General features: G+C 71.7%; 18 protein-coding genes and 1 pseudogene. 7 read left to right on the forward strand and 12 right to left on the reverse strand.

What is annotated here, in order from left to right; translation table 11 throughout:
* Positions 1-65 precede the first annotated feature (65 nt).
* From ABGB05_RS08765 to ABGB05_RS08780, 4 genes and pseudogenes are all read right to left on the reverse strand, one after another.
* Positions 66-2,033: pseudogene (locus ABGB05_RS08765) on the reverse strand (DUF5941 domain-containing protein); the annotation flags it as partial.
* Complete coding sequence (locus ABGB05_RS08770; protein WP_347652698.1) at positions 2,033-2,779, reverse strand: ABC transporter ATP-binding protein; 747 nt, start codon at positions 2,777-2,779, stop codon at positions 2,033-2,035. The pseudogene ABGB05_RS08765 and the gene ABGB05_RS08770, both read right to left, overlap by 1 nt.
* Positions 2,780-3,607 (reverse strand): ABC transporter permease, encoded by an 828-nt coding sequence (locus tag ABGB05_RS08775; RefSeq protein ID WP_347652699.1) that lies wholly within the window; start codon positions 3,605-3,607, stop codon positions 2,780-2,782.
* Between the two features lie 279 nt (positions 3,608-3,886).
* Positions 3,887-5,257: an L-serine ammonia-lyase gene (locus tag ABGB05_RS08780; RefSeq protein WP_347652700.1), complete on the reverse strand. Its 1,371-nt coding sequence runs from the start codon at positions 5,255-5,257 to the stop codon at positions 3,887-3,889.
* Between the two features lie 250 nt (positions 5,258-5,507).
* On the opposite strand from ABGB05_RS08780, the gene ABGB05_RS08785 reads away from it, so the two are divergent.
* A complete protein-coding gene (locus tag ABGB05_RS08785; RefSeq protein WP_347652701.1) occupies positions 5,508-5,714 on the forward strand; it encodes a PspC domain-containing protein in 207 nt (68 codons plus the stop codon).
* 84 nt (positions 5,715-5,798) lie between these two features.
* Here the strand turns inward: ABGB05_RS08785 and ABGB05_RS08790 are convergent, their stop codons facing one another.
* The 6 genes from ABGB05_RS08790 to ABGB05_RS08815 form a co-directional block, all read right to left on the reverse strand.
* A complete protein-coding gene (locus tag ABGB05_RS08790) occupies positions 5,799-7,307 on the reverse strand; it encodes a hypothetical protein (RefSeq protein WP_347652702.1) in 1,509 nt (502 codons plus the stop codon).
* Entirely contained in the window at positions 7,304-8,332 is a 1,029-nt protein-coding gene (locus ABGB05_RS08795) for a hypothetical protein (RefSeq protein ID WP_347652703.1), read from the reverse strand. The genes ABGB05_RS08790 and ABGB05_RS08795 overlap by 4 nt, the downstream gene beginning before the upstream one ends.
* Before the next feature lie 453 nt (positions 8,333-8,785).
* Positions 8,786-9,961, reverse strand: coding sequence for a hypothetical protein (locus tag ABGB05_RS08800; protein ID WP_347652704.1), 1,176 nt, complete (start codon positions 9,959-9,961; stop codon positions 8,786-8,788).
* Positions 9,958-10,479 (reverse strand): SigE family RNA polymerase sigma factor, encoded by a 522-nt coding sequence (locus ABGB05_RS08805; protein ID WP_347652705.1) that lies wholly within the window; start codon positions 10,477-10,479, stop codon positions 9,958-9,960. Before ABGB05_RS08805 ends, ABGB05_RS08800 begins: the two co-directional genes overlap by 4 nt.
* Positions 10,480-10,648: 169 nt before the next feature.
* Positions 10,649-11,467, reverse strand: a complete 819-nt coding sequence (locus ABGB05_RS08810; RefSeq protein ID WP_347652706.1) for a DUF4230 domain-containing protein — start codon at positions 11,465-11,467, stop codon at positions 10,649-10,651.
* A 152-nt stretch (positions 11,468-11,619) separates the two neighbouring features.
* Positions 11,620-12,282 carry a TetR/AcrR family transcriptional regulator gene (locus ABGB05_RS08815; protein WP_347652707.1) on the reverse strand — a complete coding sequence of 221 codons (663 nt, stop codon included), beginning with the start codon at positions 12,280-12,282 and terminating at the stop codon, positions 11,620-11,622.
* A 102-nt stretch (positions 12,283-12,384) separates the two neighbouring features.
* Here ABGB05_RS08815 and ABGB05_RS08820 point away from each other — a divergent pair, with 102 nt between their 5' ends.
* The 6 genes from ABGB05_RS08820 to ABGB05_RS08845 all read left to right on the forward strand — a co-directional run bounded on the left by ABGB05_RS08820 (position 12,385) and on the right by ABGB05_RS08845 (position 18,802).
* Positions 12,385-13,188 (forward strand): acetoacetate decarboxylase family protein, encoded by an 804-nt coding sequence (locus tag ABGB05_RS08820; protein WP_347652708.1) that lies wholly within the window; start codon positions 12,385-12,387, stop codon positions 13,186-13,188.
* A 93-nt stretch (positions 13,189-13,281) separates the two neighbouring features.
* Complete coding sequence (locus ABGB05_RS08825) at positions 13,282-14,427, forward strand: hypothetical protein (RefSeq protein WP_347652709.1); 1,146 nt, start codon at positions 13,282-13,284, stop codon at positions 14,425-14,427.
* A 56-nt stretch (positions 14,428-14,483) separates the two neighbouring features.
* A complete protein-coding gene (locus tag ABGB05_RS08830; RefSeq protein ID WP_347652710.1) occupies positions 14,484-15,377 on the forward strand; it encodes a bifunctional 5,10-methylenetetrahydrofolate dehydrogenase/5,10-methenyltetrahydrofolate cyclohydrolase in 894 nt (297 codons plus the stop codon).
* A gap of 110 nt (positions 15,378-15,487) precedes the next feature.
* Positions 15,488-15,991: a sigma-70 family RNA polymerase sigma factor gene (locus tag ABGB05_RS08835; protein WP_347652711.1), complete on the forward strand. Its 504-nt coding sequence runs from the start codon at positions 15,488-15,490 to the stop codon at positions 15,989-15,991.
* Complete coding sequence (locus ABGB05_RS08840; protein ID WP_347652712.1) at positions 15,984-17,432, forward strand: extracellular solute-binding protein; 1,449 nt, start codon at positions 15,984-15,986, stop codon at positions 17,430-17,432. Before ABGB05_RS08835 ends, ABGB05_RS08840 begins: the two co-directional genes overlap by 8 nt.
* A 209-nt stretch (positions 17,433-17,641) precedes the next feature.
* The gene (locus ABGB05_RS08845) at positions 17,642-18,802 is read left to right on the forward strand and encodes an endo-1,4-beta-xylanase (protein ID WP_347652713.1); all 1,161 of its coding nucleotides are present in this window, start codon (positions 17,642-17,644) and stop codon (positions 18,800-18,802) included.
* Between the two features lie 199 nt (positions 18,803-19,001).
* Here the strand turns inward: ABGB05_RS08845 and ABGB05_RS08850 are convergent, their stop codons facing one another.
* Both ABGB05_RS08850 and ABGB05_RS08855 read right to left on the reverse strand, forming a co-directional pair.
* The gene (locus ABGB05_RS08850; RefSeq protein ID WP_347652714.1) at positions 19,002-19,331 is read right to left on the reverse strand and encodes a hypothetical protein; all 330 of its coding nucleotides are present in this window, start codon (positions 19,329-19,331) and stop codon (positions 19,002-19,004) included.
* Complete coding sequence (locus ABGB05_RS08855) at positions 19,328-19,750, reverse strand: DUF1622 domain-containing protein (protein WP_347652715.1); 423 nt, start codon at positions 19,748-19,750, stop codon at positions 19,328-19,330. The genes ABGB05_RS08850 and ABGB05_RS08855 overlap by 4 nt, the downstream gene beginning before the upstream one ends.
* Positions 19,751-19,757 lie beyond the last annotated feature (7 nt).

Genomic DNA, 19,757 nt, shown 5'->3' on the forward strand with positions numbered 1-19,757 from the left:
TCCGACCCGACGGTCACCGGGTCGGTCTCGGCCGGCCGTCGTGGGCCGGGGATGCCGCGCGGTGTCCAGCCCCGCAGCGCGTTCACCGCGAAGATCACCGTCAGGTAGCCGGCGAGCAGCAGCATCGCCCACCGCGCCGCGGTGGGACCGAGCAGCGTGGCGAGGGCGAGGATCAGCAGCCGGCCGTCCCAGCCGAGGCCGAGGGAGTGCAGCAGTGGTGCGGATTCCCGCTTCTCCAGTCGGGCGGTGAGGTCGTAGTGCCGCAGCGCCAATACGAACAGTAACCCGAACATCACCGCTTCGGGGGCGTCGACCAGGACTCCGACCGCGATCACCAGCAGGTACTCGGCGGCCCGCAGTCCGGCCGGGACGAGCCAGTCCAGCGCGCCACCGTGCGGGACCGCCGCCGGCAGTGCGGCGAGCAGCACCACCAGCACGGCCAGCGGCACCAGCCAGCGGGCCGGTCCGGTGCCGACTCCGGCCAGGCCGGCGCCGAGCAGCGTCAGGCTGACCAGCGCACCGAGCACAGCGAACGGCAGCGGTCCGGGCAGTCGGGCGGCCCGGCCGAGCCCGGCCAGCCAGCGCGCCACCGGCCCGTCGTCGCGGTGCAGTCCGGTGTCGACCCCGGTCAGCACCGCGACCCGCATCGACCGGGCCCGTACGGTCCGCAGCGCCAGCGTGTACGCCGCCGCCAGAGCGCCCCAGACCAGGACCGCGATCAGGCTGACCGTCGGATTGAAGATCGCCACGGTGAGCGCGATCAGCGCCCAGCGTTCCCCGATCGGGAAGACCACGGTCCGCTTCAGCCAGTACGACACCGAACCGGTGTCCGCCTGCACCTTGTTGGAGGCGGCACTGAGCCGGGCGCCGAGGCCACCGGTGGCCGCCCTGGCCGGCCGGGGTCGCTTCGCCGCCTCGTCGTGCAACGCGCCGTACCAGGTGTCGGTCATGTGCCGGACGGTCTGCAGGGTGATCGCGGCGATGCCGAGCGCCCAGCCGTAGGTGAATCCGGCCCGCTCGGCGCCGACCGCCAGGCCGGCGTAGACCAGGTACTCCTTGGCCCGGTCGGCGATGGTGTCGAGCCAGCCGCCCCACGGGCTGAAGTGCCGGGTGTAGCGGGCCAGCTGCCCGTCCACGCAGTCGAGCATGAAGCCGAGGTAGAGCAGGACCGCACCGGCGACCAGCGCCGGTCGGTCGCCGTAGGCGAAGAGCAGCGCCGCCACCCCGGCGAAGAGCACCGAGATCGCGGTGACCCCGGTCGGGGTGAGCCGCAGCCGGGCGCAGAGCTTGGTCACCCAGGGGGACCAGGTGCTGACGAAGAAGGTGGTGAAGAAGTCGTCCTTCTCCTTGACCGAAAGCCGCAGTTCGGCCTTGTCCGCGTCGACGGCGGCCACGGCCTGCTCGGCGGCGGCGACCTCGGCCGGCCCGGCGGCCCGGCGGGCGACGAGCAGCCGTACCCGCTGGGCGAAGATCGTCATGCCAGGCACGGCGGTGTCGCCGACCCGGGCCAGTTCGGCGAGCAGCCGGTCCAGCGCCGGTGTCGGGTCGACGCCGCCGGCAGCGTCGGCGGCCGCGAGCGACCGGGCGGCGGTGACCAGGGCCGGCAGGTCGGCGGCGCTGACCCGTACCGCACCGCCGGAGGCGCCGGTCGGGGCGGCGGCCAGCGTCGCGACGGCGGCGCCCGACCCGGCCTGGGCCGGGCTGCCGGCGGCGACCACCTGGTTGCGCTCCTCGACCACGCCGACCGGGCCGGCGTCCGGGTCCGGCAGCACCAGGGCCACCGTGCCGGGCAGTGGGCTGGTGGCCAGGTGCCGGAGTACGGCGGTGTGCGCGACCAGGTCCCCGGAGCAGAGCAGGACCGGCTCCCGGGCGGTGCCGGCGAGCACCGCCACCTCGGCCAGGTCATCGGTGAGTACGACGTCCCGGGCGCCGGCCGCCCGCAACTGTTCCCGCAGGTGCGCGGCGAGTGGCTTGCCGTCGGGGCGGGTCAGCGGCGCTCCGGGCCGGGTGGGGGTGAGCAGGATCGCCAGCATCACGGCCTGACCACGTCGTGGTATGCGTCGAGCGCCTCGCGTATGGTGCCGTCCACCCGCAATCGTCCTCCGTCGAAGTAGAGTCCCCGGCTGCAGAACCGGGTGAGGTCGTTCTCGTTGTGCGAAACCAGCATGACGGTCCGCCCCTCGGCGATCAGCCGGTCGATGGTGTCGTAGCACTTCTTCCGGAAGTCGGCGTCCCCGACCGCGGTCACCTCGTCCATGAGCAGGACCGGGTGCGGCAGTTGGGCGATCACCGAGAAGCCGAGCCGGACCTTCATCCCGGACGAGTAGTGCCGGACCGGGGTGTCGATCGCGTTCTCGATCTGCTCCCCGGCGAAGGCGACGATCTCGTCGAAGTGCCGCCGCAGGAAGCTGGGGCTGAGTCCGTGCAGGGAGCCGACCAGGTGGACGTTCTCCCGCCCGGTCAGGTCGTTGGAGAACCCGGCGGAGAGTTCCAGCAGCGGGGCGACCGCCCCGCGTACCCGGATCCGGCCCTCGTCCGGGATCAGCACCCCGGCGATCAGCCGGAGCAGGGTGCTCTTGCCGGTGCCGTTGCGGCCGATGACCCCGACGGTGTCGCCGGGGGCCACGGTGAAGGAGACGTCGCGCAGCGGCCAGAAGACCCCGGCCGACGGCTGCCGCCCGCCCCGGTGGATGAACATCTCCCGCAGTCGCAGGTTGCGCCGCCGGTTGCGGACGAACTGGATCCCCAGGTTGGTCGCCTCGATCATCGGCTCGCCCACCTACAGCTCCTTGAGTACGGCGGGTTCGAGCCGGCGGAACACCCAGGCGCCGGCGAGCAGGGTGAGCAGGCTGCCGCCGACGCTGAGGCAGAGCAGCCGGGTGTCCGGGAACTCGTCGGGGTACCAGACCGCGTGGTGCAGTTGGAAGATCCCGACCAGCGGGTTGACCTCGTACCCGATCTTCACCCAGTCCGGCATGCCGGACTCCCGGACCAGGCTGAGCGGGTAGATGATCGGGGTGGCGTAGAAGAGCACCCGGGTGACCAGCCGGATCAACCGCTCGATGTCGCGCATCAGGACGTTGAGCGAGGAGAGCAGCAGCGCCAGCCCGATCAGCAGGGTGGCCTGGACCAGGACCGCGAGCGGCAGCGAGAGCAGCCAGACGCCGAACTCGACCTTGTTGAACGCCGCGTAGGCGACCGCGACGGCGGCCAGGATCGGCAGGCCGGCCAGGTACTCGGCGAACCGGCCGGCGACCCGGCCGACCGGGAAGACCTCGCGGGGCAGGTTCATCGTGGTGATCAACCGGGCCTGTCCGGTGAGCGCGTTTGTCGCCTCGCTGATCGCCGAGTTGGTCCACATCCAGGCGAAGATCCCGGTGATCAGGAACAGCGGGTACGAGTCGGCGGCGTCGCCGAGGTGCCGGTGGGTGGCCGAGCGGTAGAGCAGGCCGAAGACGAAGAAGTAGATGGCGCCCATGCCCAGCGGTTCGATCAGCGACCAGAGGTAGCCGAGCACCGACTGCTGGTACTTGACCGCGAGGTCCCGGCGGACGAGCAGCCGCAGCGTGTTGCGGTGCGACCAGACCGCCACCACGCCGGACGTCACCGCCGCCTCCCGCTTGTCATTCCGCGCCTTCCCGGCAGCCGCTGACGCGGCATAGGGTACCAGTCAGGAAAACCGCCACAATGCCGACTAACCGCCCGATTTCCTGCCGGCAGTCCGCCAGCTCCGCCGTAACGTGCCGGCCAAGGCCGAGATGACGCCAACCGGACCCGGATTGCCGCCGTCCGGCCGTCCCGGCGACGCGCCAACGCTACCCGACAGCCGCCGGCACGCTACCCCACGGACGCCTGCCGGCCACCCGACGGACCGCGCTCGGCGTGGTCAGCACTCGATGACGTTGACCGCCAGCCCGCCCCGGGCGGTCTCCTTGTACTTGACCTTCATGTCGGCGCCGGTCTCCCGCATGGTCTTGATGACCTTGTCCAGCGAGACGGTGTGCTCCCCGTCGCCGCGCAGCGCCAGCCGGGCCGCGGTGATCGCCTTGACGCTGGCCACCGCGTTCCGCTCGATGCACGGGATCTGCACCAGACCGCCGACCGGGTCACAGGTCAGCCCGAGGTTGTGCTCCATGCCGATCTCGGCGGCGTTCTCCACCTGGGCCGGGGTGCCGCCGAGCGCCTCGGCAAGCCCGGCCGCCGCCATCGAACACGCCGACCCGACCTCGCCCTGGCAGCCCACCTCGGCGCCGGAGATCGAGGCGTTCTCCTTGAACAGCACCCCGATCGCCGCCGCGGCCAGCAGGAACCGGACCACCCCCTCCTCGGAGGCGCCGGGCACGAACCGGCTGTAGTAGTGCAACACCGCCGGGATGATCCCGGCCGCGCCGTTGGTCGGCGCGGTCACCACCCGGCCGCCGGAGGCGTTCTCCTCGTTGACCGCGAGCGCGAAGAGGGTCACCCAGTCCATCACCCGCAGCGGGTCGGTGGAGGTCGGATCCGCCTCCAGGCCGCGGCGCAGCTCGGCCGCCCGGCGGCGGACCTTCAGCCCGCCGGGGAGCACCCCGTCCCGGGTACTGCCCCGCTCGACACACTCCCGCATCACCCGCCAGATCTCCAGCAGGTCGGCCCGGATCTCCGCCTCGCCGCGCCAGGACCGTTCGTTCGCCAGCATGATGTCGCTGATCGACATCCCGGTCTCGGCGGTCAGGGCGAGCAGTTCGGCGCCGGTGCGGAACGGGTACCGGACCCGCGTGTTGTCCGGTTTGATGCGGTCCGCGCCGGTCGCGCTCTCGTCCACCACAAAACCGCCACCGACCGAGTAGTAGGTCCGGGTCCGCAGCGGTCCACCCGTCTCGTCGTACGCGGTGAAGGTCATCCCGTTCGGATGGAACGGCAGCGACCGGCGCCGGTGCAGTACCAGGTCCCGGTCGACGTCGAAGTCGACGACGTGCGCCCCGAGCACGTTCAGCCGCCGCTCGGTCCGGACCTGCGCCACGGTCGCGGCCACCCCGTCCGGGTCCACCGTCTCCGGCGCCTCCCCGGCCAGGCCGAGCAGGACCGCCCGGTCACTGCCGTGCCCGTGCCCGGTGGCGCCGAGCGAGCCGAACAGTTCGGCGTGGATCCGGCCGGTGACCGCGAGCAGTCCGTCGGCCTTGAGCCCGGCCGCGAAGGTCCGGGCCGCCCGCATCGGGCCGACGGTGTGCGAGCTGGACGGCCCGATCCCGACGGTGAACAGGTCGAAAGCGCTGATCATCGAAACTCCTCCCGGCCGGCCCCGTTGCCGACCCTGGCCTCGGGCGTGCGCGCCGGTACTCCTCCAGCATGGCCCTGACCTGCCGGTCCGCGAGCCTACCCGGAGCTGGTGACGGGAGCATGGCGGCCGTCCCTCCGGGGTACGTCCCTACGGGTACGGGGTGTTTGGCTCCGTCTGGAGACCGAGGGCGGCACCTCGGCCGGTTCCTACCGTGGAATCAGCGACCGTTCCCTGACGAGGAGAGACGACGATGAGCCGCAAGCTCGCCCGCCCCCGCGACAATCGTTTGATCGCCGGCGTCTGCGCCGGCCTGGCCCGCCGCTTCGGCATGTCCGCCGGTTTGATGCGGCTGCTCTTTGTCCTCTCGGTGCTGCTGCCCGGACCGCAGGTGGTCATCTACCTGGCGCTCTGGATCGTCATGCCGAACGAGGACCGGCACTACGCCGCCGCACACTGACCCCGACCGGCGCGTGCTCCGGCGACCGCCGTGCGCCGGGGAGCCGGAGCATCCGGTTCGACGCTCCGGCGGACCCGACCCGGATCAGACGACCTTGATGCTGGACTGCGCCTCAAGCGGGCAGGGCAGGTTGGGGTCGAAGGCGATCTGGACCGCGCTGGCCACGAAGAACCCGCCGATGGTCTGGGCGGCGATCTGCGGCGGCGTGCCCGGTGCCACCCGGTTCACGTCCTGGGCGAAGACGTAGACCTTCCAGATGCCGTACGGAGTCTGGTCGGCCTTCTTCAGCTCCGGCAGCGCCTCCCGCAGGTGCAGACCACCGGTGTAGACCCCGTCGGACGCCGAGTCGTCGAACCCGACACCGTCGTCGGTCAACGGCACCACGAAGTAGAGCCCCTGCGGTGCCCGGAACAGCGCGAACGCGTACAGGTCGGGGCCGCTGAACAGGGTCGCGTCGGGTCGGGTGAAGGTCGCCCGGGCCCAGAGCGTGCCCGGCGAGGCGACGGTGTCCGGGGTGACCACCTTGACCTCGTCGGTGACGTGGATGTTGGTCTGCTCCTCCTCCACCAGGTGCTGGTAGACGCCGCCGGTGGTGGTCCGCTCGTACGACCAGCTGACCCGGGTCCGGTACGGCTTCCCGGCGTACGGCTCGTCGAGCAGCGTCCAGTGCGCCTCGACGCGCTCGCCGACGGTCAGCTCGCCCGGCCCGGGCGGGGTTGCCTCCTGACCGCGCCAGTGCGGGTCGGCCTCGTCGGAGAGCGCCACCGCCAACGCGACCGAGGCGATCACCCCGGCCACCCCGGCGACGGTGAGGCCGCCCTTCAACACGTCGCCCGGCGCCGGTTTGCAGCACTCGGTCACCACCCCGGGATCGGTCTCCTCGAACTCGCCCTTGATCCCGACGTAGAAGGTGCCCGCGCCGACCGCCGCCGCGATGATGCCGACGATCGCGGCGATGACCAGGATGATCAACGCCAGCACCTTCCACCACGGGTCCTCGAACGGCAGCTCGCCGTGGGTACCCGGATAGGCGGGGTTCGGCACCCAGACCAGGGTGCAGCCGGTCGGGACGTACGGGCCGTGCCACGGCTTGCGCTTCTCGCCGTCGGGTTTCTCCCCGGCCCACCATTCGCCCTTGGCCGGCGGTACGACGGTCACCTTGGAGAGTTCGAGCCGCCCCTCCGGGATCTGGATCGAGTACGTCTTCGTCGTCTCGTCGTACCGGGTCTGGGAGACGAAGATCTGCCGGATCGACCGGGCCGAGCTGAAACCGTCCGCCCGGGCGACGAAGCTGACCAGCGGCTTGCCGGGTGAAGCGTGCTGGAAGTCGGCCGCCCAGCTGACCAGCACGGAGGCACCGGCCGGGATCCGGGCGAAGGTGTACGTCTGCCCGGTCACCACGATCCCGGGGTCGCCGACGCTCTCCAGGTAGATCGTGACGTTCGTCAGGTCGCCGCCCGAGGTGTTGGTGTAGTGGCAGGCGATCCGCAGCTTGTAGAGCGCGTTGTCGAAGATGCCGTCGGGCAGCATCACGTTGGTGAACGGTTCGATGGCGAACGGCCGGGTCTGCACGGCCATCGGCGTGGCGCTCACCGGACCCCCTCCGGACCGACCACCGCGAAGGAGATCCCGCCAAGGGTCTGCTTGCCGTCCGACTCGACGACCTCGACCAGCTGGTACTCACCACCGGCCAGGTCCCGCCCGCCGCGTACGGTCAGGTGGACCGGCACACTGCGCCCGGCCGGCACCTCCAGCTCCAGCTCGGGCTCGCCGACGCCGTCGTTCGGGTCGGTGATCGGTTTCGTCGAGAACCCGACCTCGACCAGCGGCTTCTCCACCGGCCGGTGGTCACGCAGCCCGAGCGTCGGCAGCGTCTCCTTCGGCAGTTCGCCGCCGACCAGGGCGCTGATCCGGACCCGCTTCGGTTCGCGGCGCCCGGCGGTGACGGTCAGGGTCAGTTTGAAGTCGCTCTTGCCGGCGCTGGCCAGGGTCAGGTTGCGCTGGGCGACGTTCGGATGTCCGACCGGGTCGACGGCGTCCGGCAGCGGCGGGTCGTCGGGCAGGCTGGCGACCACCACGAGACACTCGTGTCCGTCGTTGACGGTCACCACGTTCCACGGCACCAGGCAGAGCACCTCCTGGGTGTCACCGGCGGCGACGTCGGCGAACGCCGTACCGATGGGGTTGAGGGTGCTGTAGAACATCTGCACCGACGGGTTGCCCCAGTAGAACCGGAGCTGTACACCGACCGCGTCCTCCCGCCCGGTGTTGCGCACCCGCGCCCAGACGTACGCGACGTCACCGGCGGCCGGGGTGCCCGGAGTGCCGTTGGGGTCGGTGCCCGGCACCGCCCAGATGTCCGGGCTGAGCCACCAGTGCGGCGAGCCGTCACGGATCAGCAGGTCGGCTCCGGTGGAGCGGAGCCTGGTGCGGGCCGCCGGGCTGGCCGAGGCCGAGCCGACCCCGTCGGCGGCGGGCCGGCTCGCCGGTGTCGGGCTGGCCCCGGCCGCCGCCGGCACGCCGAGCGAGCCGAGCGTCACGGCGGCCAGCGTTGTCCCCCCGGAAATCCGGATGAGGTCACGCCGGGACACCGGCATGTTCTCCAGATGATCGGTCACTGCGGTTCCCCCTCGTATCCATGAATTGATTAAAGTCGATGCAAATGCCTCCACTGCCCCCAGCCACGAATACGATTACTCCCCGAGCCAGGAATATGGATATCCACCGGTCGGAGATACGGATTTCTTGGCGGGACAGGTGACCCGAATCGACCCCGGCGTCAGTCTGGCACGGCGATCGGGCGGTCGATGACAAACTGTCGGCGGGCAGACTCCACCATCCACCTGCGAATTTCCGCCGATGGCGGTGGACCGGACGAGTCGGGCCTATTTCCCACGTCCGCCGTCCGGACCATGACGGCGGCACGGGTGGGGAGCCCCGCGCCGCCGTCGAACCACACGCCTCTTCCGGCAGGTGCCCCGGACCCGGCGTACCGCTTTTCCGAAAACCGGACCCGCGCCATTTCTCCGACGTCGCACCTGCGTTGCCGTGAAAGGCCGGATCCGTACCGGTCAGAAGGTCAGTTGCTCCGCCTCGGCGGGCAGCCCGTCGGCCGGGCCGACAAACGTCTGCTGTGGCTGGTCGGCCGCCGGGCGGATCGTCCGGACGACCTTTCCGGTCAGGTCGACGACCACCAGCCCGGTCTCCTGCTCCGCACCCGGGGCGGAGTCGGCGAAGACCCACAGCAGCAGATGGGTGTCGTCGGTCCAGCCGACCAGCCGGGCCGGCGAGCCCAGGTCGACCACCGCCCGCTGGACACCGGTCGCGGCGTCGACGACGGTCACCCTCGTCGGACCGGGAAGGTTCGGATCCACCAGCGCCAACTGGCTCCCGTTGGGCGAGATCCCGGCGCCGTCGGCCAGTGGCACGCTGGCCGGCAGGGTCCGTACCAGCCGTCCGGTGAGGTCGTAGAAGCGGATCCCGGTCACCACACCCGGCTGACTCTCGTCGACATTCCGGCTGGTGGTCAGCACGACCCCCACCCCACCCGGAGCCCAGGCCAGGCTGAGCCCCCGGGTGTTCTCCGCCTCGACGTCCGGCAGCGGTACGAACCGGGTCTGCAGCGTCGCCGCGTCGGTAAGCAGGAAGCCGGCCTGCCCGTCCTGCTTGGGCCGGTAGGTGAAGAGGATCTGCCGCCCGTCGGGAGACCAACTGCCGGAGTCCGCGTACCCCCAGACGTTGGCAGCACCGATCTCGGGGGTGGGCAGCCAGCGGACCTGCCCACCGGCCCGGTCCAGGATGCCGACCCGGGTCGGGTGGGGCACGGCGTTGTCGCCGGTGCCCACCAGCACCTGGCTGCCGTCCGGTGACGGCATGGCGAACCGGTACGGCAACCGGTCGTACTGGCCCGTCTTCCGGTTCAGCACCACCGAGTAGAAGAAGTTCGGGCTCGGATCCTGGACGTCGGGGTCGCGGATGCCGCTGTAGGCGGTGACCACCGAATCGCGACCCGGAGCCCCGGCCGCCGCCTGTTCGGCCGGGCCGTCGCCGGTGGGGACGACGGTGGCGAGCAGCCCGACCAGTGCCGCACAGAGCGCGGTGGCCAGACCGCCGCCCGCGCCCAGTCGGGTGATCCGCTGCCGTCGGGCCCGCGCGAGCGTGACCTGGGCCAGCCCGGTGGGCGGCGGCGCGGAGTCGGCCAGTTCCTCGAATGTGTTCCGGATGGCCCCGGTGACGTGGGGGTTCATCGGCCTACGGTCTCCTTCGCCTGGAGGATGTCGAGTCTGGGGCAGAGTTCGCGGAGTCGGGTGAGCGCCCGGGCCGCCTGGCTGCGTACGGTCGACTCGGAGCAGCCGAGGATCTCGGCGATCTCGCTGTCCGGGCGGTCCTCGAAGTAGCGCAGCACCAGCACCGCGCGCCGTTTGGGGGGAAGCTGCGCCAGTGCCTGCCGCAGCGCCAGGTGGAGATCGACGGTGGCCGTGTCGTCGCGGGTGGCTGGTTCCGGCAGCCGCTCGACACTCACCTCACGCCGTCGCCGCAGGCTGCGCCACCAACTCGTCTGTTCCCGGTACAACGCCGTCCGCAGGTACGCCTCCGGCGCCTCCGTCCGGATCCGGGCCCAGTGCCGGACGCTGCGGGCCAGCACCGTCTGTAACAGGTCCTCGGCCTGCTGCCGGTGACCGGTGAGGGCCAGGGCGGTACGGAACAGCGCGTGCGACCGGGCCTCGACGAACTCACTGAACTCCCGTTCGAGGTCAGCGTTCATTCAGGTGCCTGTCAGTCATACCGTCTCCAACGCCGGTACGGCGCCAGCCGCTGCCTCGGCACCCGAATTTCCTGTCGCGGCGATCGCCGACCGCGACGGCGGCCACCAACAGTAACGGCGGCGCGGGTTGACCCGCGCCGCCGTCAGGCGTTCGATCGTCCGGAAGGTGCTACGGCTGGGTGTAGGTGATGGTGATCTTCTCGTAGCCGAGCGAGCGGAGCAGCTGCTCCAGCATCTTCCGGGTGTTCTCCTGGGCCCGCTCACCGAGCCCGCTGCTCTTCGCCGACTCCGCGATCTTCTGCTCGGCCTTGAGGTAGGTCTCGCGCTGCCGGTTCGGGTCGCCGCCGAAGACCTCGCCGAGCCGGTTGAGGATGCCCCGGTCCTCGGCGAAGACGTAGCTGCGTTCCAGGTCGAGGTTGACCTGGCCGAGCTGCGGCGCCGGCAGCTTGATCTCGACCGACTTCTGGTCCGGTGCCTGGACGATCGCCCCCTCGCCGAGTTGCCCGAAGTCGACGTACGCGTCGACGGTGCCGGCGCCGACGAACAGGGTGCGTTCGCCGAGCAGGAAGTCGGGGACGTAGCGGCGGTTCTGCTCGAGGTCGACGACGACCTCGAAGTTGCCCTCGGCCGCGACGTACCGGCTGAGGTCCTGGATCGACTTCAGCAGTGGCGGCTGGCTGCGGTCGGTCTGCTCCTTGGTGAACGGGTTGCGCCAGTCCGGCAGGATGCCGCTGATCTGTGCGCCGAGCGCCAGCACCGCGACCAGGCCGATGACGCCGACCAGGACGAGGATGCCGCGCCCCCACCCGCCGCCGCCGGACGGCTGCAGCTCGGTGGTGGTGTGGTCGGTGGCGGGCCGTGCGGCGTCGAACGGCGTCGTGTCGCCCTCACTCGCCCAGGGGTCGGTCGGGACAGCCGGCGCAGCCTGCCCCTTCGCGTACCCGGGAACCTCACGCGTGGGCTCGTTGACATCACCTGGTCGGGACATCGCGCCCTCACCGTCCTTGTCAGAGAAGTACCTGAATCAAACGGTACGGCCCTGGTACGACACCCGCGAGTCGGATCTGCCCGCCTTCGCCCGCCGTCACGTTTGCCCAGCTCAACGTCGAGTCGCGCGGGATGCCCATCGGCCGACCGGGCTCAGTCCGGGGTGGCCGTACCAACGGTGAGCGCGGACGCGGACGCGAAGACGAGGTCGACCAGGCGTTCGGCGAGGTTGTCGTCGAGCGACGCGCCGACCATGAGCCGGCGGTACAGGACGGTGCCGGCCCAGAGGTCCTGCACCAGGTCGGTGTCGAGATCGGCCGGCAGGTCGCCGCGCGCGACCCCACGGCGCAACGCGACCGCGATGTTCTCCCGCTTGCGGCGCAGGAACCCCTCCCGGAAGCCCGCCATCAGCTCGGGATTGGGCAGCAGTCCGGCGGCGAGCGCGGGCAGCGCGGTCGCCAGGTCCTCGTTGGCGTAGTTGTCGATCGTCATGTCGACGGCCCGACGCAGTTCGGCCCGGGTGTCACCCAGGTCGGGAATCTCGTCACCCCGGAAGATCTCGGCGAGCGCGTCGGCGAGCAGCGTCTCCTTGTTCGGCCACCAGCGGTAGATCGTCGACTTGCCGACCCCGGCGGTCGCCGCGACGGCCTCGATGGTGAGGGCGGCGTAGCCCTGCCGGGCCAGGACGTCCCGCGCCGCACCCAGGATCTTCGAGGCCGAGCGCGGGCCGGCGGCCGAGCGGGAGGCCGCTGACGGGCGCGAACCGGTTGACGGGCGCGAGCCGGTTGGCGCCCCTGAGTTGGCTGACGACTGCATGAGCAGAACGATACGTAGCGTTTCACTTTTCGGTCAAGGCGTGTTACGGTCTCCCTCGAACGAAACGATACGTCGCGTATCGTTTGCCGGAAGGAGCACGTCATGCAGGGCTACACCGTTCCCCTCTCCCCTCGCGGCGAAGCCAACCTGGCCGCCACCCCGCCGTGGAGCTACGCCGGCACCGCCATCGGTCTCGAGTTCTTCACCGACCCGGAGGCCGCCCAGGCGACGCTTCCCGCCGGCCTCACCCTCGACCCGGACAGCGCCGGACGCGGCGTCGCGATGTTCGTCGACTGGCAGTACTCCGGCACCGACCGGGAGTACCTCGACCCGGCCCGCGCCCAGTACCACGAGTTCCTCGTCCTGCTCGACGCCCGCTGGAACGACGACACCCCGGTGGCCTGGTGCCCGTACATCTACGTCGACAACGACGCCGCCCTGGCCCGCGGCTGGATCCAGGGCTTCCCGAAGAAGCTCGGCAGCATCCACCAGACCCGCGCCTTCCCGACCGGTGGACCCGCCACCCCGGCGGTGGCGCCCGGCGGCGAGTTCGCCGCCACCGCCTCCGCCGCCGGACAGCGGATCGCCGAGGCCCGGGTCACCCTCCGGCAGCCGGTCGAGAACCCCGCCGCCCTCTTCGGTGGTCGGCCGGTCGTCAACCTGCGCTACTTTCCCCGACTCGCCAAGGGGCGGTACGACCAGCCGGCGGTCCACGAACTCGTCCTCGCGGTCCTCGACGACGTGCACGTCGCCGAGGCGTGGGCCGGCAACGGCGAACTGGCATTCCCGCCCGCCCACGGCGAGGAACTGGCCGACCTGGCCGTACGGCGTACCGGCACCGGCTTCCGCCTCTCGCTCGGCTACACGGTGAACGACCTGACCACCCTCGTCGACTACACCCGCTGAACCGGGGCGGCACCTGCCCGCCGACCCGCCCCACCTGCCGACCAGTCCGATCCGCCGCCCTGGCTGCCGACCCCGACCCGAAGGACAAACCCCATGCGTACCCCGTCCGCTGAACCCACCCCGGACCCGACACCGCCCACCGGACGGGCCAGCTTCGTCGCCGAACTACGCGACGCGGTCAGCCCGCGCACCATCTCGCTGGTCGTCGCCGTCCTGGCCGTGCAGCTGGGATTTGTCCTGTCCTACATCGGCGCCTTCCACGCGCCCAAACCCCGGCACATCCCGGTCGCGGTCGTCGCCCCCGCCCAAGTCTCCGACCAGCTCGTCACCCAGCTGGACAACCTGCCCGACGAGCCGCTGCGGGCCCGTCCGGTGACCGACGAGGCGCGGGCCCGTACCCTCATCCTCGACCGCACCGTCGACGCCGCGATCGTCGTCGACCCCCGCAGCAGCACCGACACCCTGCTGGTCGCCTCGGCCGCCGGCCCCGCGGTCTCCGCCACCACCCAGCAGATCGCCGAGACGATCGAGGCCCAGCAGCACCGGCAGGTGCGGGTCACCGACCTGCGCCCGCCGGACGCCGGCGACGGTCGCGGGATGTCCTCGTTCTATCTCGCCCTCGGCTGGATCGTCGGTGGTTACCTCGCCGCCGCCATCCTCGGCATGGCCGCCGGAGCCCGCCCGGCCAACCCGCACCGCACCATCGTCCGGCTCGGTGTGCTCGCGCTGTACGCGGTCGCCTCCGGCCTCGGCGGCGCCCTGATCGCCGGCCCGGTCATGGGCGCGCTCAGCGGCCACCTGCTCGAACTGTGGGCGATCGGCGCACTCACGGTCTTTGCCTCCGCCGCCGTCACGGTCGCCCTCCAGACCCTGCTGGGCGTCATCGGCATCGGCGCCGCGGTGGTCCTCTTCGTGGTGCTCGGCAACCCCAGCGCCGGCGGCGCCTACCCGCACGTGCTGCTGCCGCCGTTCTGGCGCGCGATCGGCTCCTGGCTGCCGCCTGGCGCCGCCACCACCGCCGTCCGCAACACCGTCTACTTCGCCGGTCACGCCATCGCCCAGTCGCTGACGGTGCTCGCCGGCTACGCCGTCCTCGGCATCGCCACCGCCGTCGTCGCCGCCGCCCTCCACCGCCGCCGCGCCCGGCATCCGGACCCGTCCCGGAGTACGCTGGCGGCGGCGGTTCCGCGACTGGCGCGCAGGTGGAGCACCACCGGGGAACGGACCGCCCGGACTTGAACTCCGTCGCCGTACGCCTGGGTGCCGGGGCTTTCCCGCTGTCGAGAGGAAGCCCCGTGACCCTGACCCAGAACCCGACCCACACCGCCCGTCTGCTGCCCGGAGGCCCGGTCGCCGAGGCGGTCCTCGACTCCGTCGCCGCCCGGGTCACCGCACTGCGGTCGGCCGGGGTGGTACCGAGCCTGGCGACGATCCTGGTCGGCGACGACCCGGCCAGCGCCGGCTACATCCGGATGAAGCAGCAGCGGGCCGCCGACCTCGGCTTCGCCTCCCCGCACACCCACCTGCCGGCCAGCGCCACCCAGGCCGACCTGGTACGGGCGATCGAGGCGTACAACGCCGACCCGGACGTGCACGCGATCCTGGTCCAGCATCCCACCCCGGCACACCTCGACTATCCGGCGGCGATCCTCGCCATCGACCCGGCGAAGGACGTCGACGGGCTGCACCCGGAGAACCTGGGCCGGCTCGCGGTCGGGCTGCCCGGCCCGGTGCCCTGCACCCCGGCCGGGATCGAGGCACTGCTCGCCTTCCACCAGATCCCGGTCGTCGGCCGGGACGTGGTCGTCCTCGGTCGGGGTACGACCCTCGGGCGTCCGCTCTCCCTGCTGCTCAGCCAGAAGCGGGCGACCGCCGACGCGGCGGTGACCGTGGTGCACAGTGGCGTACCCGGCTGGGAGCGGCACACCCGGCGGGCCGACATCGTGGTCGCCGCGGTCGGCGTACCCGGGATCGTCCGGCCGGAGCACCTGCGGCCCGGCGCGGTCGCGATCGGCGGTGGGGTCCGGTACGAGGGGCGTCGGCTCCTGCCGGACCTGGACGAGTCGTGCGCGACGGTGGCCGGCGCGATCACGCCCCGGGTCGGCGGGGTCGGCCCGACCACGGTCGCGATGCTCTTCCGCAACGCGGTCGAGCTCGCCGAGCGGCAGACCGGCCGGCACGCCGGCTGAGCGGTCGGGTAGGGCCCTTCCTCGACGAAACGCGACAGCAGGGGCCCTTCCCTACACTCGGACGGATCGACGGCGTTCGGCGTCTGTGGTCCGACAGGAGGGAACCGGCGATGGCCGATGGTGCCTTCAGCGACTCCGAGGAGTTCGCTCGGGCGCGCCTGGACGCACTGCGGCGGTTCGCGTACCTGATCAGCGGCAGCGTGGCCGAGGCGGACGACCTGGCCCAGATCGCGGTGGTCGAGGTCTGGCAGCGCTGGCGCAAGGCGCGGGAGAATCCCGAGGCGTACGCCCGGCAGGTCATCGTGACCCGCAACGTCAGCCGGTGGCGGCGGTGGCGGCGGGAGGTCCCGACCGACGAGGTGGACCACCGTCCGGACGACCCGGCCGGGGCGGTGGTCAGCAACGGCGCGCTGTGGCAGGCGTTGCAGGAGCTCGGCAAACCCGAACGCACCGTCGTGGTCCTGCATGTGCTCTACCGCTACACGTTCAGCGAGATCGCCGGGATCTGCGGCGAGCCGCCGGGCACGGTATCCAGCCGGTACGCGCGAGCCAGACGTGCCCTGCGGGCGCATCTGGGGGAGGTCCGGCCGACGATTCGGAGCGTACGTGGTTGACGAGACTGGTTCGACCGACGATCGGCGGCTCGCCGAGGAACTGGCCGCCACGCTGTCGGAGGCGCAGGCCGCGCTGCCGGCGGCCGGCCCGGAGACGTTGACGGTGATCCGCCGCCGCTACCGACGTGGCCAGCGGCGGCGGGCCGGCCTGGCCAGCGTGGCGGCGGCGGTCCTGGTGCTCGCGGTGACCCTGACCGGCACGCAGCTGATCCGGGGCGGCGGCCTGGGCGCCCCACCCGCGAACGACGGGGACGCGACGATCCGGGTCTGGGCGATCACCCCGCCGGTCCGGGACTCCGCCCTGCAGGAGCTGGTCGAGCGGTACGGCGAGGAGACCGGCGTACGGGTGGAGCTGACCCTGTACGGCAACGAGGAGTACAAGCAACGGCTGCGGGGCGTCGGCGAGGATCCGGCCGGCCCGGACGTTTTTGTCAGCTGGGGCGGGGCGGAGCTGGCCCGGCTCGCCCGGACCGGCCGGTTGCTGGACCTGACCGGGCCGCTGCGGGAGCGGCCCGGGGTGGCCGAGCGGTTCCTGCCGGACGTGCTCGCCGGTGGCGCGGTCGACGGCCGCCAGTACGGGCTGCCGATGAGCGGTACGCATCCGGTGGTGCTCTTCTACAACCGGGACGTTTTCGCCCGGGCCGATCTGCGGCCTCCCCGCACCTATGCCGAGTTGCTCCAGCTGGTGGACCGGTTCTCCGCGAACGGGACCATTCCGTTGACCCTCGGCGGCGCTCAGGGCTGGACCGAGTTGATGTACGTGATGTACCTCGCGGAGCGGATCGGCGGCCCGGGTACGACGGCGGACGTCGCCGCCGGCCGGCCGGATGCCTGGACGAAGCCGGCCGTGCTGCAGGCCCTGCGCGAGGCCCGGGACCTCGCCGAACGGGGTGCCTTCGGCGCCGACTTCGCGTCGATCGGCTACGACGACGGCACGGCGGGTCGGCGTCTGGCCAGCGGGGAGGCCGCGATGCAGTTGATGGGGACCTGGGAGTATCCGACCCAGCTCGGCCGGGACTCCGACTTTGTCCTCGACGGCCGGCTCGGCTGGGTGCCGTTCCCGGCGGTGGCCGGTGGGGTCGGTGACCCGGCGGACCTGGTCGGCGTGCCGGCGCAGTACTTCTCGGTGGCCGGGCACAGCCGGCACCGGGCGGCGGCGGTCGACTTCGTCCGGGCGGTCGCCGGTGACGCGTACCTGGACGACCTGGTCGCCGACGGTGAGGTGCCGCCGGTGGTCGACGCGGCGACCCGGTTGCGGGGCAGTACGCACGCCGAGTTCACCACCTCGATCTCGGAGTTGGTGGCCCGGGCGCCGTCGTACGGACTGGCCTGGGATCAGGCGGTGGACCCGGAGACGGCGTCGAAACTCAACACCAACCTGCGGCGGCTGTTCCGGTCGGAGTTGACCGCCGAGCAGTTCGCGGCGTTGATGTCCAACTAGGACGATACCCGATAACATTCACGTGACCTGATGGCAAGCTTCAGATCTTCATCAGAGATGTCGGATCTCTGACAGTGCGGGGTGCAGCAATTCGACGCCCGGCGCGCGTTCGAGGGGAGATCCGCGCGTACCCGTCCCCGGCACGCGCGTCGCCGTCGGCCACTCCGGTGGTCGGCGTCGAACCCCCACCCCTGGAGGTTTCGCTCGACATGAAGAAGCTCCGGATAATGGTCGCCGGCGTGCTCACCGCCGGCGCGCTCTACGCGGTCGGGCCCTCGTCCGCCACGGCCGCGCCGACCCAGGCACTCGTGCCCACCGGTCAGACGTTGGCGACCGGCGGCTGGCACGCCCCCACACCGGTCACCACCGACCTGCCGCTGCGGGTGCTGGCCAAGAAGCACGGTCTCGGCTTCGGTACGGCGATCGACGTCAACAACCTGACCAACGACGCCGTCTACCGGGAGCTGGCGGCCAAGGAATTCTCCGCGGTCACCGCCGAGAACGCCATGAAGTGGGAGAGCCTGGAGCCGACCCGCGGCACGTACAACTGGGGCCCCGCCGACGAGTTGGTCGAGTTCGCCCGGCGCAACGGGCAGAAGGTCCACGGTCACACCCTGCTCTGGCACAGCCAGCTTCCCGCCTGGCTGAGCAACGGCGTCGCCGACGGCTCGATCACCCCGGCCGAACTGCGCACCATCGTCCGTAACCACGTCACCACCGTGGTGAAGCGCTACAAGGGCAAGGTCCGGGCCTGGGACGTGGTCAACGAGGCGTTCACCGACGGCGACGCGCCGGTGCTCCGGGACACCATCTTCCGCCAGCACCTCGGCGAGAACTACATCGCCGACGCGCTGCGCTGGGCACACGCCGCCGACCCGAGGGCCAAGCTCTTCCTCAACGACTACGCGATCGACAACATCAACCCGAAGAGCACGGCCTACTACGAGCTGGCCAAGCAGCTGCGCAAGCAGCGGGTGCCGCTGCACGGCCAGGGCTTCCAGGGCCACCTGGACCTGCAGTACCCGCTGCCGATCGACGCCCCGCAGAACCTGGCCCGCTTCGACAAGCTCGGTCTGGAGACCGCGTTCACCGAGGTCGACGTCCGGTTCTTCCTGCCGGTCGACACGTACAAGGAGGCCGGCCAGGTCGGCAGCTTCAACACGCTGCTCCAGGCCTGCCTGCTCACCCCGAAGTGCGTGATGTTCACCGTCTGGGGCTTCACCGACAAGTACAGCTGGGTCCCCGGCTTCTTCGAGGGCCAGGGCGCGGCCACCCCGATGGACGAGAACTTCCAGCCCAAGGCCGCGTACCGGGGCCTGCAGCAGGTCCTCGCCGTCGCCGCCGATCCGAACAGCAGGCGCGGCTTCTGACGGACCGACCGGGGACGGGCCAGGCCCGGGCCCGTCCCCGGTCGGTCACCGCCCGTGCGGACCCTGCCGACCGGCGGACTCCGCACCGACCAGCACCACCCCCCACCGGTGTCGGCCAACGCGTCCCGACCCCACCGGTGCTCGGCCCCGGCCCGGCCCCAACCCGGACCGGGGCCGAGCGCGTCCCCCGCCCACGTACTCACCCCGGCCCGCCCGGGCTCGTCCCGTCGGCCCCGCCCGGCCGGTCCACGCGATGACCGGTGCCGAACAGGACTTTCGCCCCGCCCGGTCGCTCCGTACGGTGACCGCTGCCGAGCAGGGCCGTCGAGACGAGCTGACGCAGGGCGACGACCACCGCCGCCGCCGCCAGGTCCGTCCAGGTCTGCGCGGCGGACAACCGGATCAACCCGACGGCGGTCAGCAGGTCGAGCAGTATCCGCAGTGCGGTACGCCACGAGCGGGCGGTCAGCAGCACCACCGCCGCGGTGCCCAGCGCCACCGCGGTGAGCAGGGTCGTCCACGGTTTCATCGCCGGTCCACACCGGAGCGACCGGATGACCCGGACCGGCTGGGACCGGGCCGGGCAGGGTGGCCCGCATCGGCCGGGGTGCCGAGTTGCCGCTGCTCCCGCTCGATCTCCCGACGCAGGAAGTAGTTCAACGCGGTCCGGATGGTAGCGATCGCGGCCAGCCTGCCGAGCTGCCCGAAGCTCGGCGAGACGGCGGTCCGGAGAATGTCCGCGGCGAGCTGGAACTCCAGCCCCAGGGTCAGGAAGCGACCCAACGACAGTCGGATCGGCGTGAAGACGGCGGCGGAACGGTAGCGGAGGCCGGAGACGACAAACCGGCCCGCCGTCCAGACCGCACCGACGAAGATGACCGCGGCACCGACCGCCTCGACGACGACGACCAGTACCTCGACGACGCGGCCCAGCAGTTCCTCGGACACCGGGATC

The sequence above is a fragment of the Plantactinospora sp. B5E13 genome, from assembly GCF_039871775.1.
Taxonomy (GTDB): Bacteria; Actinomycetota; Actinomycetes; order Mycobacteriales; family Micromonosporaceae; genus Plantactinospora.

What these genes read in the sequence shown, in the direction of transcription:
- ABGB05_RS08785 (WP_347652701.1), top strand. Translation starts at nt 5,508, where the DNA reads ATGAGCCGCAAGCTCGCCCGCCCCCGCGACAATCGTTTGATCGCCGGC.
- ABGB05_RS08835 (WP_347652711.1), top strand. Translation starts at nt 15,488, where the DNA reads ATGGCCGATGGTGCCTTCAGCGACTCCGAGGAGTTCGCTCGGGCGCGC.
- ABGB05_RS08800 (WP_347652704.1), bottom strand. Translation starts at nt 9,961, where the DNA reads ATGAACCCCCACGTCACCGGGGCCATCCGGAACACATTCGAGGAACTG.
- ABGB05_RS08850 (WP_347652714.1), bottom strand. Translation starts at nt 19,331, where the DNA reads ATGAAACCGTGGACGACCCTGCTCACCGCGGTGGCGCTGGGCACCGCG.
- ABGB05_RS08805 (WP_347652705.1), bottom strand. Translation starts at nt 10,479, where the DNA reads ATGAACGCTGACCTCGAACGGGAGTTCAGTGAGTTCGTCGAGGCCCGG.
- ABGB05_RS08810 (WP_347652706.1), bottom strand. Translation starts at nt 11,467, where the DNA reads ATGTCCCGACCAGGTGATGTCAACGAGCCCACGCGTGAGGTTCCCGGG.
- ABGB05_RS08825 (WP_347652709.1), top strand. Translation starts at nt 13,282, where the DNA reads ATGCGTACCCCGTCCGCTGAACCCACCCCGGACCCGACACCGCCCACC.
- ABGB05_RS08845 (WP_347652713.1), top strand. Translation starts at nt 17,642, where the DNA reads ATGAAGAAGCTCCGGATAATGGTCGCCGGCGTGCTCACCGCCGGCGCG.
- ABGB05_RS08815 (WP_347652707.1), bottom strand. Translation starts at nt 12,282, where the DNA reads ATGCAGTCGTCAGCCAACTCAGGGGCGCCAACCGGCTCGCGCCCGTCA.
- ABGB05_RS08820 (WP_347652708.1), top strand. Translation starts at nt 12,385, where the DNA reads ATGCAGGGCTACACCGTTCCCCTCTCCCCTCGCGGCGAAGCCAACCTG.
- ABGB05_RS08780 (WP_347652700.1), bottom strand. Translation starts at nt 5,257, where the DNA reads ATGATCAGCGCTTTCGACCTGTTCACCGTCGGGATCGGGCCGTCCAGC.